General features: G+C 62.1%; 11 protein-coding genes and 4 pseudogenes. 4 read left to right on the forward strand and 11 right to left on the reverse strand.

Features of this window, described 5'->3' with window-relative positions:
- The 3 genes and pseudogenes from JCM25143_RS22400 to nagA form a co-directional block, all read left to right on the forward strand.
- Positions 1–372: pseudogene (locus JCM25143_RS22400) on the forward strand (glucose/galactose MFS transporter); the annotation flags it as partial.
- Complete coding sequence (locus tag JCM25143_RS20985) at positions 369–623, forward strand: hypothetical protein (RefSeq protein ID WP_025861309.1); 255 nt, start codon at positions 369–371, stop codon at positions 621–623. The pseudogene JCM25143_RS22400 and the gene JCM25143_RS20985, both read left to right, overlap by 4 nt.
- On the forward strand, positions 620–1,723 hold the full coding sequence (gene nagA, locus JCM25143_RS11730; RefSeq protein WP_025861310.1) for an N-acetylglucosamine-6-phosphate deacetylase: 1,104 nt from the start codon (positions 620–622) through the stop codon (positions 1,721–1,723). The genes JCM25143_RS20985 and nagA overlap by 4 nt, the downstream gene beginning before the upstream one ends.
- Before the next feature lie 109 nt (positions 1,724–1,832).
- Here nagA and JCM25143_RS24130 read toward each other — a convergent pair.
- The 9 genes and pseudogenes from JCM25143_RS24130 to JCM25143_RS11780 form a co-directional block, all read right to left on the reverse strand.
- Positions 1,833–4,277 (reverse strand): annotated as a pseudogene (locus JCM25143_RS24130) (TonB-dependent siderophore receptor); the annotation flags it as partial.
- A gap of 76 nt (positions 4,278–4,353) precedes the next feature.
- On the reverse strand, positions 4,354–5,322 hold the full coding sequence (locus JCM25143_RS11740; RefSeq protein ID WP_025861312.1) for a FecR family protein: 969 nt from the start codon (positions 5,320–5,322) through the stop codon (positions 4,354–4,356).
- 100 nt (positions 5,323–5,422) lie between these two features.
- Positions 5,423–5,953, reverse strand: a complete 531-nt coding sequence (locus JCM25143_RS19160; RefSeq protein ID WP_148300124.1) for an RNA polymerase sigma factor — start codon at positions 5,951–5,953, stop codon at positions 5,423–5,425.
- 52 nt (positions 5,954–6,005) lie between these two features.
- A complete protein-coding gene (locus tag JCM25143_RS11755; protein ID WP_025861314.1) occupies positions 6,006–6,428 on the reverse strand; it encodes a DUF6691 family protein in 423 nt (140 codons plus the stop codon).
- A 4-nt stretch (positions 6,429–6,432) separates the two neighbouring features.
- A complete protein-coding gene (locus tag JCM25143_RS11760) occupies positions 6,433–6,849 on the reverse strand; it encodes a YeeE/YedE family protein (protein WP_199897872.1) in 417 nt (138 codons plus the stop codon).
- Positions 6,849–7,187 (reverse strand): ArsR/SmtB family transcription factor, encoded by a 339-nt coding sequence (locus tag JCM25143_RS11765; RefSeq protein WP_051543294.1) that lies wholly within the window; start codon positions 7,185–7,187, stop codon positions 6,849–6,851. Before JCM25143_RS11765 ends, JCM25143_RS11760 begins: the two co-directional genes overlap by 1 nt.
- A 94-nt stretch (positions 7,188–7,281) precedes the next feature.
- Positions 7,282–9,446: pseudogene (mdoH, locus tag JCM25143_RS19165) on the reverse strand (glucans biosynthesis glucosyltransferase MdoH).
- A pseudogene (locus JCM25143_RS19170) lies at positions 9,434–10,977 on the reverse strand (glucan biosynthesis protein). The pseudogenes mdoH and JCM25143_RS19170 overlap by 13 nt, the downstream one beginning before the upstream one ends.
- A gap of 101 nt (positions 10,978–11,078) precedes the next feature.
- Positions 11,079–11,402, reverse strand: coding sequence for a winged helix-turn-helix domain-containing protein (locus JCM25143_RS11780; protein WP_025861317.1), 324 nt, complete (start codon positions 11,400–11,402; stop codon positions 11,079–11,081).
- Positions 11,403–11,505: 103 nt separating this feature from the next.
- On the opposite strand from JCM25143_RS11780, the gene JCM25143_RS11785 reads away from it, so the two are divergent.
- A complete protein-coding gene (locus JCM25143_RS11785) occupies positions 11,506–12,036 on the forward strand; it encodes a GNAT family N-acetyltransferase (RefSeq protein WP_025861318.1) in 531 nt (176 codons plus the stop codon).
- Between the two features lie 82 nt (positions 12,037–12,118).
- Here the strand turns inward: JCM25143_RS11785 and recA are convergent, their stop codons facing one another.
- Together recA and JCM25143_RS11795 are read right to left on the reverse strand one after the other, a co-directional pair.
- Positions 12,119–13,153 carry a recombinase RecA gene (gene recA, locus JCM25143_RS11790; RefSeq protein WP_304515578.1) on the reverse strand — a complete coding sequence of 345 codons (1,035 nt, stop codon included), beginning with the start codon at positions 13,151–13,153 and terminating at the stop codon, positions 12,119–12,121.
- A gap of 210 nt (positions 13,154–13,363) precedes the next feature.
- Positions 13,364–14,498: gamma-glutamyltransferase (locus tag JCM25143_RS11795; RefSeq protein ID WP_025861321.1), on the reverse strand; the 1,135-nt coding region annotated here is incomplete at its 5' end.

The raw sequence follows: 14,498 nt of genomic DNA on the forward strand, positions 1-14,498 counted from the left end.
CTACGGCCCAGCCCCTCCAACCAGCCCCGCGCCACGCAGACCCCGCGCCCTCTACCGCCCCGTGCCCTACTGGGTGCAGGGGCCATGTTTCTTTACGTAGGGGTTGAGGTTCTGGCGGGCGACGCCATAGGCACCTATGCGCGCGCAAGCGGTTTACCCCTGAACCAGTCAGGGTTTTTTACAGCCTTAACGCTAAGCTGCATGCTGGCGGGGTATCTATGTGGGCTTGCCCTCATTCCCCGCCGCATCTCTCAGGAACGCTACCTGCTGCTCTGCTGCGCCGCAGGGGCGGGGCTGGCCTTGCTGGCCTGCGCCACGCAGGGCTATGCTCGGTCATCTGCCTTAGCCTGTTCGGCTTCGCAAACGCCATGATTTTTCCGTCTCTTTTCCCCATAACACTGCGGGGCAATGCGGCTGACAGCGCACGCATATCGGCCCTGCTGGTCATGGCCTATAGCGGAGGGGGGATCATGCCGCAGGTTTTCATCCACCTTGCAACACGCATTGGCTTTCATCCGGCACTGGTGCTGGTAAGCCTGCCCTCCTATCTGCTGATTGCAGTCTATGGCTGGTATTTTTCGCGCCCGCAGCCCATCGCCCTTATGGAACAGGCCCCCTCATGACAGACCTTTCCGGCCAGCTTGTCCTGCCTGACCGTATCCTGCCCGGCCGCCTGACCTTTACCGACCGGCTGGCAGACATAACCCCCTGTGCGCAGGCCCCCGAGCGCTACATCCTGCCCGGTTTCATTGACGGGCATATTCATGGGGGTGACGGCGCAGACACCATGGATGGTGTGGCCGCCATTGGCACGCTTGCCCGGTTTCATGCCCGCCATGGCACCACCACCCTGCTGCCCACCACCATTACCCGCCCATGGGCCGAGGTGCTTTCCGCCCTAAGCGCCATTGCCGAAGTTACGGGCCGGACCATTGAAAACGGCCCGTTTATTGCCGGAGCCCATCTGGAAGGGCCGTTTGTCAGCCCGCACCGGCTGGGCGCGCAGCCACCCCATACGCTTGAGCCCACCCCCGAGCGTGTGGCCGAAGCACTAGCCCCCGGCTGCGTGCGGGTGGTCACTCTGGCCCCCGAGCTGCCCCACGCAGCAGAGGCCATGGCCAGCTTTGCCCGTGCGGGCGTGCGGGTCAGCCTTGGCCACACCACCGCCAGTTACGAGCAGGCCAGCAGCGCATTATGCCTGATCTGTGCGGCGGGGGGCACGGCCGGGGGCACGCATCTGTTCAACGCCATGCCGGGCATAGAAAGCCGTCGCCCCGGCCCCGTGGCCGCCCTGATGTGCAGCGACGCCTATGCCGAAATGATTTTTGATACCCACCATGTCCACCCCGGCACCTATCGGCTGGCACAAAAAATCATGCCGGAGCGGCTGGTATTTGTAACCGACGCCATGCGCGCGGCGGGCCTGCCCGATGGGCCGAGCCAGCTTGGCGGGCAGGCCGTTATGGTGCGTGATGGCACGGCCCGCCTGCCTGACGGCGCGCTGGCAGGCAGTGTGCTGACACTGGATGCAGCCCTGCGAAATGCCGTGCAGGCAGGCACCGGGCTGGTTGAGGCCACCGCCCTGCTCAGCGCCAACCCGGCACGCTATCTGGGCCTGAACGACCGGGGCGCTCTCCAGCCGGGCCTACGGGCTGATCTGGTGGTGCTGTCAGCCGAACTGCATGTTGAACAGGTCTGGGTAGGCGGACAGCGCATTGCCTAGGCGGCAGCCCGGTCCCGCAAAACCCACTGCCCCCGCGCTCAGAACGTAACCCGGGTTCCAAGCTGGAAGGTTCTGCCGGTGCCACCTCACGCCCCCATGGGCTGGTGTCCATGCCCCGGAAATAATAACGCTCATCACCAAAGTTCATGATTGCCAGTGATAGGTCCAGCTTTGTACCATCGGCCCTCAGGGGGATGGTATGCGTAACCTGCGCATTGAAAACGACATAACCCGGCACCCGGCCGACCGAGCCGGTTGCGTTTTCATCCTTCGTATTGGCGGCATCGGTATAGGAGCGCGAAAACCAGAACCCGTTGAGGTTGAAGCGCGTCTGCCCCCATTTATAGGTCGCACCGGCTGAAATCTGATGTTTTGACGTATAGGGCACAAGATTGCCCTTATAGGCACCATTAAGCTGCCGGGCATCCAGAAAGGAATACGCGGCATTGAAGGACAGCGCAGGCAGGCTTTTCAGCGCCCAGTCACCCGAGAACTCAATGCCCTGATACCGCGTGCCCCCCAGATTGATATAACCGCCGGGCGTGCCCAGTGTCGGGCTTATGATCGTGCTATCATATTCAATCTGATTCCCGAAATCGATCCGGTAGAATGTCAGCGCAAGTGTAGTGTAACGGTTGGGGAACCACCGCCCCCCGAATTCGTAATTCCATGCTTTTTCCGCATTCAGCCTGTTGCCGTAAATAATTTCCGTAGACTGGGCCGGCCGCATGGATTTCTGTGCATCAAAGAACACATAACCCGTTTTTCCAATGGAATAGCCGATTGTTACACCGGGCAGGATATCGCGCGTGCCATTACCCTCCCTCTGGCCGGTGGCGGTATTAACGTAGCTCTGATCCACATGCTCGAACCTGAAACCGGGAGTAAACGTCAGACGGTCATTCAGGAAACCCATTTTATCGCTAATGAATGTTGACCACGCCGCTGTATTGAACTGCCAGTCACGAAAGGATGTCCATGCCCCGGCAGGCAGGGTCTGGCGGTTGACCATGTAGTGAATATCTTCACTGACATACCGTGCCCCAAAAGCGAATTCATGCGAAACACCCCATGCTTTCGTGCGCAGGGTCATTTGCGGCTGCACGCCATAAACCGTGAAATCACGAGGGGAGTTCTGCAGCCGTTGTGCAGGCAGGTCCGATCGCCATGTTTCGGCGGAAGACAGACGCATGCCGTTGGTAAAACTGCGACTGGCCTCATTGGCAAAGAAGGTCAATGTGGCCTGTCCACCCGTAATGCCTTTCCAGCGGCGCATGTCATGCTGGGCTACAAGGCTGCCACGATAGGTGTAGCCCGACATGGAGTCATAATTCCGTGTGCTTTGGAAAGGATTTTTACGATAATCGGTAGGAGACAGCGCACCGGGCATGTCTATATCCGCCTCGTAATCGGCAAAATCGGTTCTGATCCGGTCATTATCCGTTATGGCGTATTCGGTACGCAGGCGCAGGTTGCGCACATTGGCCGCACTATGGCTGTCGCGGAACTGGTGACCATTCTGGAAATTGGCATCAAGCTGCACACCAAAGCGGCGGCTCAGCCGACCGCCGGTGCTGAAATCGGTATTAGCAAGCACATGGCCGTTATTGCCCGCAATCTGCAAGCGTTCGCCAATGCTTGTCGTCCATTTTTCAGGAATGGGACGACTGACGATATTGATCACACCCCCCATATTGTTAGGGCCATATTGCAGGGCCGCACCACCGCGCACCACGTCGATATGATCCACCATATCCATGGTCATAGGGAACATGGACACGCTAGTCTGCCCGTACGGGGCGAGAGAGAGGGGAATGCCGTCTTCAAGAATCTGCACACGCCCACTGCGGCTTTCGTAAAGACCCCGCATCTGGATCTGGGGGAGTGCGCCCGTTCCGGTTTCGTCAAAAATCTTGACACCGGGAATGCGCTGCAAGGCATCGTCTATCGAGCGCACGGCATGTTCATGCAGATCCACACTGCTGATAACCGTGCGGCTCCCCGCATAATGGCGCTGCCCGTAACGGCTGGCATTGCCGATAACATCGCCCTGTACAAGAATATGCTCCTGCTCACGAGATTCAATGCCCATATCCCGCGCAGGGGCCACCGCCTGCGGGCGGGGCACGGCAGGAGGGGCAGTGGGGGCTGCAACCAGTTCATAGGCGGCGGCTCCGGCAGGCTGGAATGTCAGCCCACTGCCGGACAGAAGCCGCTCAAGGGCCTGCTGGCGCGACATTGTGCCAGTAACGCCGGGCGACAGCCGGTGCGCGAGCGCCGCACCCCCCGATGCGATCTGAACATGCGCCTGACGGCTGAACTCAAACAGCGTATCGGCCAAAGCCCCCGGCGGAATATGGAAGGTTTCAACACCCTGCCCGGCCTGCTGTGCGGCGGCCTGCCCCGCTCCGTACAGGCAAGACGTTGTCAGGGCAGTGGCAAGGCCCAGCACCTGCAACGCGCAGGGAAGCCGGTTTTTATGGAAAGCTGTCACACGCATTGCGAGAAAATCATCCTGTTTCGGGTCATGTGTGCGAATGGATCGCAGTTGCATGAAACCCAGACGCTTTCCGCGCTGGCTTTTCCTGTCAGGTGATGAAATTTTTTTTCGAAACTCAAAAACCGATGCCTCAGGACCGGCTGATAACCGTCAGCCAGCGTGAAAGACGGTGCACATGCCCACCATGCTGCCTGACAGCCAGTTGCAGCGCCTCCACCGGGTGGTGCAGGTCATAAACCCCGCTGACAGTCTGCCGCGCCAGATCCTTGTCCAGCACCACAATATAGCCCGGCTGCCACGGGCGCATGGACTCGGCCAGTGCCGCAATGGTGGTATTTTCAACCATCAGCAGCCCTTCACTCCACAGGCCGACATGGCCGGGCGGCTCCGTTCCGCGTTGGACAGACGGCCCGGCTACCCGCACCCATGCGCCGGGGCCAAGTTCCAGCGTCTCGGGCGCAGGGCCTGCAGTTTCAACCCGGCTTGCCCCCTCGCGCACGGCAACATTTTCCCCCTGCGCTGTGCGCGCGACATCAAACACTGTGCCGATATCAGTCGCCGTTACGGCCCCCGCTTTCACGCTGAAAGGCCGGGCCGGGTCGTGCTTTACGGTAAACAGGGCCTCACCGCGCAGCAGGGTAATGGTGCGCCCACCGCCGGAAGCCTCAACCCGCATGGCGCTGAGTGGAGCGAGCAGGATTGAAGACCCGTCAGCCAGTTGCACGGTGCGCATCTGTGCTGCCGGGGCGTACTGATCCGCCTGCCAGCGTAACGGCAGGTCAAAACCGAAAACCAGCCCCGCCACACAGGCCGCCATGCCAACAGCCAGCACCGCACCTGCCTTGCGCCCACGCGCCCAACCCGGCCTGACAGACCTGAACGCGGGGAGTGGCACGGCATGGGGCACGGGGCTGGTTTCACCCGCCATACGGTTCATGACCCCGGCCGCGCGATTGATGCTGGCCCAGGCCTGAGCATGTTCGGGGGCCTGCGCCAGCCATGCCTCAAACCCGGCTTTCAGGCTCTCATCCTGCGGGTTTTCGCGCAGTTGGATAAACCAGACGGATGCCGCCAGCCGGGGGGAGTGCGCCTGTGTCATTCAGGCCAGACCGGAAAAAATCAGCCGGGCTGCGCCACAGCACTCATCAGAAAAAGCCCGAACCATGCCAGCACCATACTCAACCATGGACAACAGATTTTCAGCGTGGGCAGGCACGGTCAAGGTCCTCCGCGCAGTCAGCCAGCCCACTGGCAATGAGGGCCTGAGCAAAAGAGACCGAAATATCAAGATGGGCTGCAATATCCTTTAGCTTCCTGTTCTCGAAATGATACATCCGCACCGCTGTTGCCTGCCGGGGTGGCATGGCGTTGATCAGCCTTTCAAGATGCTCCATTTCAAGCCGGGCCATCACCACTTCTTCGGGCGAAGGCTGATCGGCTGGCAGTCTTTGTTCAAAACCATCCGTATTCAGGGTGGACTCGGCCTGCCGCCTGCGCCGCCGTATGTTGCTGACAAACAGATTACGGATAACGGCACGCAGGTAATGAAAGGGAGAAGCCACGCTCTCGGGCGGGCTGCCATCGGTCAGGCACCACGCCTCCTGCACCAGATCTTCCGCCTCGGCCCGGTCTCCTGTCAGCTTGCTGGCATAGGAAAGCAGGTGCCCGTAGCGCCGTTCAAAGACATCGGCATGTTTTTGTCTTTGCTGGCGGGCGGGGAGAGGAGGCATATCCGGGTTTATATACAAATGAGAATACTTTGCAATTAAACCACACCAGCCCCTAACGGGCCGGTTTAACACGCTCGAAAAGCAGCATGCCCGCGAGCATGGCGGCAGTAAAAACACAGCCCTGCCACACCCCCGCCCCAACAGAAGCCACCGCCGGGCCGGGACAGAACCCCGCCATACCCCAGCCAAGGCCGAACAGGCAGCTCCCCACCACCAGTGGCGCATCGATCTGCCGGGCCACGGGCAGGGCAAATGCCTGATCCAGCACGGGCCGCTTTAAATGCCGCGCCAGCCTGACCCCCGCAAACGCCACACAGACCGCACCGCCCAGCACAAACAGCAAGGAAGGATTCCACACCCCGGCCAGATCGAGAAAAGCCAGAACCCGCGCAGGGTCCAGCATACCGCCAAGGATCAGGCCAAGGCTGAACACCAGCCCGCAGGCAAATGCCGCGATAGAGCGCAAAACCATCATGCCGCTACCTCCAGCCCGCCAGATGGAACAGGCTCGCGACCAGCACGCCCGTTCCCAGAAAACAGCACACCGCCACCAAGGAACGGGGCGAAAGCCGCGCTAGACCCATCACACCATGCCCGCTGGTGCAGCCACTCCCCATACGGGTGCCGAACCCGACCAAAAACCCCGCCACCACCAGCACCGGCCATGGGGCCTGAACATGCACAACGGGCCACACACCAGCCACCACCCGCCAGACACCCGGCCCTGCCACCAGCCCAGCCAGCAGCGCTGCCCCCGGCAAAAAGGGCCGCCCGGCAAGCACACGGCCCATAATGCCGCTTATTCCGGCAATCCGCCCGTTAAGCAGCAGGTACCCGGCACAGGCCAGACCAATCAACACACCCCCCGCAAGGCTGGGCCAGTACTGGGCCAGCATCACACAGCCTCCGGCTTGAGGGCGGGGGACGCGTGTGCCTCCGATGCGCAGAAAATCGTATGCAGGGTCATGATAAGCTGCCCGGCTTTGTCATTGGCCAGATGGTAGATCATGCTTTGCCCCTCCCTGCGGCAGGATACCACCCGCGCCGCCCGGAGCGATGCCAAGTGCCGCGACAGGCCGGGCTGGTGAATATCCAGCGCCTGTTCCAGCTCACCCACCGAACGCGCCTGCTCAGCCAGCGCGCAGGCAATGACCAGACGTGCAGGGTGGGCAAGGGTTTTCAGCAAATCGGCAACCGGCAGGGCGCGGTCGTGCAGGGAAGGCGTGTCTGACATGGGCCTGCATTCTTGTATTATCGATAATTCGATAATACCTGCACCGAGGCAGGCACCCTGTCAACAGATCGGGAAAAAACCGCCCGAAGGCGGTTTAGTCCGGCAGGTGCAAAATGGTTTCAACACCCTGAGCCGTACCCAGCACGGCGGCTTTTTCCTTGGGGCTAAGGACGCGCAGGGCGTTGGTAAGTGTCGCAGCCTCGCCCAGCTTTACCAGACCCACGAGCTGATCGGGGTTGATGGCGTCTCCCGCCTTGCGGGGCGGCGGCAGCATGGCCAGATGCGCGCGTGCCAGAGTGGCATCGGCACGCAGGGCTTTCACGCCGTCATCAGGCAGGGCGGGGGAGGTGTTTTCCTGCGCCTGCTCATCGCTCTGTGCTTTTTCCAGCAGGTTCAGCACGGGCGGGGGAGCCGTTTCCTCAGGCACCAGCAGCAGGCCCGCACGGCGGAAATCCAGCCCCACGGCACGGCTGCTGGTTAGCGCCACAAGCGGGATGGAAAACACCAGCCCGAGCAACACGGGCATCATCCAGAAAAACAGCGAGGGCGAAACCACCCAGGCTCCGGCCCCGAGCGCCAGACCAAACAGGGTAAAACGCCCGTACTGCCGCACGATATCCATCAGCGGAATACCGCCATCATCACGCCGCTGGGTGTTCCAGCCCGAATCATGCCCACTCAGGATAGACAGCACACCACTGGTCTGGATCAGCATGGCGATAGGCGCTACCAGCCCGCCAATGAGCGTTTCCGCCAGCACGGAAAAAGCAGCCCGCACCGCGCCACCGCAGCCCCGCCGTGCGGCGGGGTCGAGCACCAGCGCGACATAAGCCAGCATCTTGGGAGCGAGCAGAACCAGCATGGTGCCGATAAACACGTATTTGGCCTGCACCGGGTCAACATGCGGCCAGTGCGGATACAGCGTTTTGGTATCGCCAAAATATTCAGGCCGCTGAAAATGTGCCTGCAGGGAAATAAGAATACCCGTGAGCAGGAACACCAGCCACAGCGGCGATGTCACATAAGCGCCAATCCCCACCACCATATGCATGCGGCTGATCCAGTGCAGCCCGCGTGTGGGCAGCACCTTGACGTGCTGCAGGTTGCCCTGACACCAGCGCCGGTCACGAATGGCCACGTCAGTCAGGGTGGGGGGGCTTTCCTCGTATGAGCCATCGAGGGCAGGCACCATGTGAATGGCCCAGCCGCCACGGCGCATCAGGCGGCTTCAACAAAGTCATGGCTGAGAATATGCCCGCCAAAGGGCGGCTTGCCCGGCACATGCGGCAGCCCCGCCTGACTGGCGAAAGCACGGGTGCGGATAATCGCGTTATGGCCCCAGTAATTGCCTTCGGCGCCATGCCACCAGGCAATGCCATAGGCAATGACCGGCCCATAAACCCGCCCGGCGAACTGCTGCATCCGCGCAAAAAGGGTTGTGCCACCAACAATAACGGGCAGGGTCTGGATCAGCTACACCGGGGTTACGCTCCATGGCGGCGGCCATACGCACCAGCGTATCGCCCGACATGACGGAGTCCGCATCCAGCGTGACCATATGGTCGTAGGCACCACCGAAGCGGCGCACCCAGTCGCCCACATTCCCCGCCTTGCGCTCGGTATTGGCATGGCGGCGGCGGTAGAAAATACGCTGCGTCCCACCCGTGCTGGCGCGCAGGGCCAGAAAAGCGGCCTCTTCCTGCACCCACACATCCGGGTTGGTCGTATCGGAAAGAATGAACAGGTCGAACGCGGCAAGCTGGCCTGTCTGCTCAAGGCTTGTGTAAATGGCCTTCAGCCCGCCATGACACGCTCAGGCGGCTCATTATAGGTTGGCAGCAGCAGAGCGGTGCGCCGCTCAAGCCGGGGCAGGGGGCCGGAACGGCTGATACCCAGCCCCAGACCGCCCCGCAGCACCAGCGAACAGAACCCGGCCACGGAAGACGTAAACGCCAGCGCAATCCACATGAACAGGGCGACGAACAGCACCAGCATGATGACGCCCAGCGTGGACATGCCGCCCCCGTCATCCATCACCTTATGCGTGCGCCATGCACCATAGGCGGTCATAAGCAGGGCGGAGCCGATTACCGCCAACCGCCGCAGGGCAATGCTGCGTGGAGAGGTCGCAGGCCTGCGCCCACGCCCTTCACGGTCAGGCCGGGCATGCAGATCCTGCACCGGCATGGCCAGAGGCGCTTCAGGCGGCAGGGCGTGGAACGAAGTTTCCTGCTCCGTGGTACCGCTCATGGTGTCCATCGGTAGAGCCACTGCTCGGAAATCGGGCCTGAATCGGTTTCCAGCACGCAGGACAGGTCAGCCACCTTGGCATCGCCCGGCGCGAAGGAGAACGTCACGCGGACGCCGTTGATCTCGGGATTGGGTTCTACCACCACGTTGCGCACGGTTCCGGCCGATGTCTTGGGCACGGCATGGAAATGCGTATCCTTGGGCAGATGGTCGAACGGTGCTCCGGCAAAATCCAGCGCGAAAAAGCGGGCATCCGGGTCGTCCGTCACGCCGCCCACGCGGGTTGCCCCCACACGCGCCATCGGTGTGGGGAAGGGCACATCCCACCCCCAGTACATGCGGTACGTGTAGCTGTATTCCTTGCCAGCGCGCAGCGGCTCCTTGGGCCGCCAGAACGAGACGATATTGTCGTTCACCTCGTTAGGGGTGGGAATTTCCACCAGATCGACCCAGCCAGCCCCCCAGTCGCCAATGGGTTCCACCCAGAGCGAAGGCCGTTTTTCGTAATGCAGGGCCAGATCTTCAAAATCATGGAAAGCGCGGCGGCGCTGCATCAGCCCGAAGCCACGCGGCGCAACATCCGAGAACGTGGAAACCTGCAGGTCCAACGGGTTGCGCAGCGGGCGGAACAACTGCTGGTCCGCGCCGGTCCACATCTGTAGGGCTTCGCTATCATGGGCCGCAGGGCGCCAGTCATCCACATGATTGCGATCATTGGCATCGAAATAGAACATGCCCGTCTGCGGGGCGATACCGCCTTGGGCAATGGTGGTGCGGGGGAACAGCGTGCTCTGCACGTCAAAAACCGTGGCATCCCCCGGGCGGATGGTAAAGCGGAACGCTCCGGCCAGCGAAGGGCTGTCGAGCAGCGCATGAATAACCACTGACTGCACGCCGGGCTGGGGTTTTTCCAGCCAGAAGGCCCGGAACAGCGCGAATTCCTCGCCCTTGGGGTCGCCCGTGCCATCTGCAAAACCACGGGCTGACAGGCCGTATGTCTGCCCCTTGGCCACGGCGCGGAAATAGGATGCACCCAAAAAGACGCAGAATTCCTCCATCACCCCGGGGGTATTGATGGCATTGCGCAGGCGCAGCCCGGCAAAGCCGAGGGAATCCCCACGCGCAGGGCGGGGTCCGCATAGGTGAACAGGTCGGGAGAATACGGCACCGGCGTGGACTGACCGTCCTTGACCTCGTAAATCTCGATCCGGGGGCGGTAGAGAAAGCCACGCGGGAAAAATTCCACGTCGAAAGCCAGCCCGTCATTCCCCCACAGGGCGCGGTCGGAACGGTAGGCAATGCCGCGGAACTGGTCGAAATTCAGGTTGTCCAGCACTTTGGGCAAGGACTGATCCGGCGCGCGATAGGCCGAACCCGCCAGCCTGCGCGCGATCTGCACAACCGTACTATCGTCAAACGTGCCCGTTGCGCCGCCCAGATCTTCCGCGCGGGCGCGCCCGATACCACCCCCGACAGACGCAGCTAGGGCAAGACCAGCCCCCCCTCGCATAAGATCACGCCGCTGAACCTCTGAAGACACGTTTTTCTCCCGCACTGTGCCCGCCCGTTCCGGCAGGGTTATTCATCATGCCCTACACTGTGACAGCCTTATAGGGTTTTTTCTTGGCAGTTTCTGAAGAACTATGAAGAAGCGACCGGGGCAAGGTAGTCTTCCAGCCGCCGCAGGGTGTCTGCCGCACCCTGTGTGGCCTGCTCCTCCGCCTGCCGATACAGGGCCAGAACCTCGCGCCCGCTTTCCGTCAGGCGCGCACCACCGCCCCCGCCGGGACGGGCCGCCACGACAGGCTCGGCAAAAAGTCGGTTGACGCTATCAACCAGCAGCCATGTGCGACGATAGGACATGCCCATAGCCCGCCCCGCTGCTGAAATGGAGCCAGTCTGCTCAATCTGTTCCAGAAGACGTATCTTGCCATGTCCGAGGGCTGGCGCATTGTCCGCATCCACCGTAATGTCAGCCTCAGTCGTCGTGTCATGCCGTCCGCTTCTTACTGCCGCCTATCGGTCAGGGCACATCCCGCGCCACCTTCAGCCGTAACGGAACCCCTGTATGACCGCTTTTTGTGCAAATACCATCTGGCGCGGCATGACGCCAGACGATCTTGAAGCCGTCACAACACTGGCCGACACCATTCATGCCGACTACCCGGAGGATACCGCCATTTTTGCCGAAAGGCTGCGGCTGGCCCCCGAAGGCTGCCTTGTGCTTGAACATGAGGGAAAACTGAGCGGCTATCTGATAAGCCACCCGTGGCGGGGGCTTGTCTGCCCGCCGCTCAATACGCTGCTGGAGACCCTGCCCCAGCCTGCCGACCGATGGTACCTGCATGATATCGCGCTGGCCCCCACGGTGCGGGGCGGCGGCCATGCCCGCGAGGCCGTTGAACACGCACGCGGCCTTGCCCGTCAAAACGGGCTGCGCTGGCTGACCCTGACCTCCACCGGCCCGGCCCGCACATTCTGGCTGGCGCAGGGCTTTGTGGAAGAACAGCCCACAGCCGAGGAACGGGCAATCCTCGCTTCCTACGACCCACAGGCGCAACTGCTTTCCTGCCCTATCCCGCCTGAGGGTGAGGCTTGATAGCAGGCCGTGAGCCGAGGCTGAAACCCCCGGCCCTGTAACCCCGGCCCCGTTTCAGGGCCGGCCTTGAGTGGTGTTGATCTTATTCGTCGTCTTCGTGCGCATCTGCATCCGGGGCGACCATCATGGCTTCGGCCACCACGCCTGCGTGTTCACGCACTTTCTTTTCAATATCCGCGGCCATTTCGGGATGATCACGCAGGAACTGCTTGGCATTTTCACGCCCCTGCCCGATGCGCTGGCTGTCATAGGAGAACCACGCCCCCGATTTTTCCACCACACCCGCTTTCACGCCAAGGTCGATCAGCTCGCCCACCTTGCTGATGCCTTCGCCATACATGATGTCGAATTCAACCTGCCGGAAGGGCGGGGCCATCTTGTTCTTGACCACCTTCACGCGTGTCTGGTTACCCGTGACCTCGTCCTTGTCCTTGATCGCGCCAATCCGGCGGATATCCATACGCACGGAGGAATAGAACTTCAGCGCGTTGCCACCCGTGGTGGTTTCGGGGTTACCGAACATGACCCCGATCTTGAGGCGGATCTGGTTGAGGAAGATCATCAGCGTGTTGGAGCGCGCGACCGTGCCGGTGAGCTTGCGCAGGGCCTGGCTCATCAGACGGGCATGCAGGCCCACATGGCTGTCGCCCATATCGCCCTCAAGCTCGGCACGGGGCACGAGTGCGGCAACACTGTCCACCACCAGCACGTCAATCGCGCCGGAGCGCACCAGCGTATCGGCAATTTCCAGCGCCTGCTCACCTGCATCGGGCTGGCTGATCAGCAGGTTGTCGATATCCACACCCAGCTTGCGGGCATAGCCGGGGTCGAGCGCGTGCTCGGCATCGATAAAGGCGCAGGTGCCGCCTTTTTTCTGGGCTTCGGCAATGGCGTGCAGGGCCAGCGTGGTCTTGCCCGAGCTTTCCGGCCCGTAAATTTCCACCACACGGCCACGCGGCAGACCGCCGATACCCAGTGCAATATCCAGCCCCAGAGACCCGGTCGAGATCACATCGGTCTGTTCTTTCGGGCGCTGGCCCAGCCGCATGACGGACCCCTTGCCGAACGCCCGTTCGATCTGCCCCAGAGCGCCTTCAAGAGCTTTTGCCTTGTCCATACCTGTCATCCTCCGCCGTGATCGCGCCGCAACGCGCGCGGGCTACCGCCTGCGCACCACATTAAGAATTTGATCTCCTTTTGTTCTTTTAGAACAAAAGGAAACATTTGCAAGAGAGAAAGCCAACCCCACCGCCCAAGCGGCACACGCCCCCCAATCCGTAAGCCTGAGGCCTGCAAACCGGAGGGTGCGCATTGTCAAACCGTCACGTTAGTGAACAGAGCGGGAAGGCACCGCAAGGCCTGAACCACGCGGGTCTGTCCAGCCAAAGCACGCACCCGCACCCGGCAGACCCGCCGGGCAGGACACAAAATTGGCCCGGCCCACACCATCCACCACCTGCGGAACAACCCCGGCCACAGCAGAACGCAGGGCAATGGCAGCCGTATCCGCCGCCACATTCTGCCCCGAAGCCGCAGCAACGGCCCGGAACTGCCCACCCGCATGGGCAATGCCCACAGGCAGCAGCGGCAGCGGCCTGCGCGCGGGTGAAGCCCCCAGCACGATACCGGTCGAGCCCGCCACGCGACCAGTGCCGAACAGGTTATCCATGGTCAGGGCGCAACCCACCGACAGGCCCTGCCGATCTGTCACCACAAACGTGGTGGATGCGGGCAGCGGCGGCAAAGACCCGCCCGAAGGCAATGCGCCGGAATTGAGCAGGGCCTGTGCATCGGCAGTGCTGACAGCCGCACCCGCGCCACCCGCGCGCGCGCGCAAGCCCGCTACAACCTGCTCGGCATGGATACCCTGCCCACCGGCCAGATAGGCCGCAGCCATACCCAGCCCGCCATCGGCTGGCGGCGGCAGGGTGCTGATATCAACCCCATCCACATGGATCGTCAGCGGCTTGAGCGCTGTGGCAACACTCGTGCGCAGGTCGGCTGCTGTCAGCCCCGCACCGGCTTCCTGCGCGCCTTCAATAAAGGTCTGGCCCAGCGCACCGTTATACAGGTCGCCCACACCGGCAATGCGCAGGCGCTCCAGCGCGCCGCCAAGCCGGGTCTGCACCAGTATGTCGTTCATGCCCAGCACATCGCCCGAGCCATTACCGAAAATGTCACGGGCCTTTTCATCTGCCAGCAGAGCAGAGCGCACCACCTTGAGGTCTGATGCCAGCAGGCCGCTCACCACCACACCCCGTGCGGCCATATCGCGTGCGGGGGCAATCAGGTCAGCAAAGTCCACGCTGCCATAGCGCATCTGCATCAGAAACAGTCCGCGTGCGAGCATCGGCACCGAAGCCGGGCGATCCGTCACACCGGCTGGTGTCGCAACCGCAACCCTGCGGCCCTTTACAAAAACCGGCTGGGGAGCGGCACTGGCCGCCGTGCTGCCTGCCTTG

This window comes from Acetobacter papayae JCM 25143, assembly GCF_000613285.1.
In the GTDB taxonomy this organism is placed as follows: Bacteria; Pseudomonadota; Alphaproteobacteria; order Acetobacterales; family Acetobacteraceae; genus Acetobacter; species Acetobacter papayae.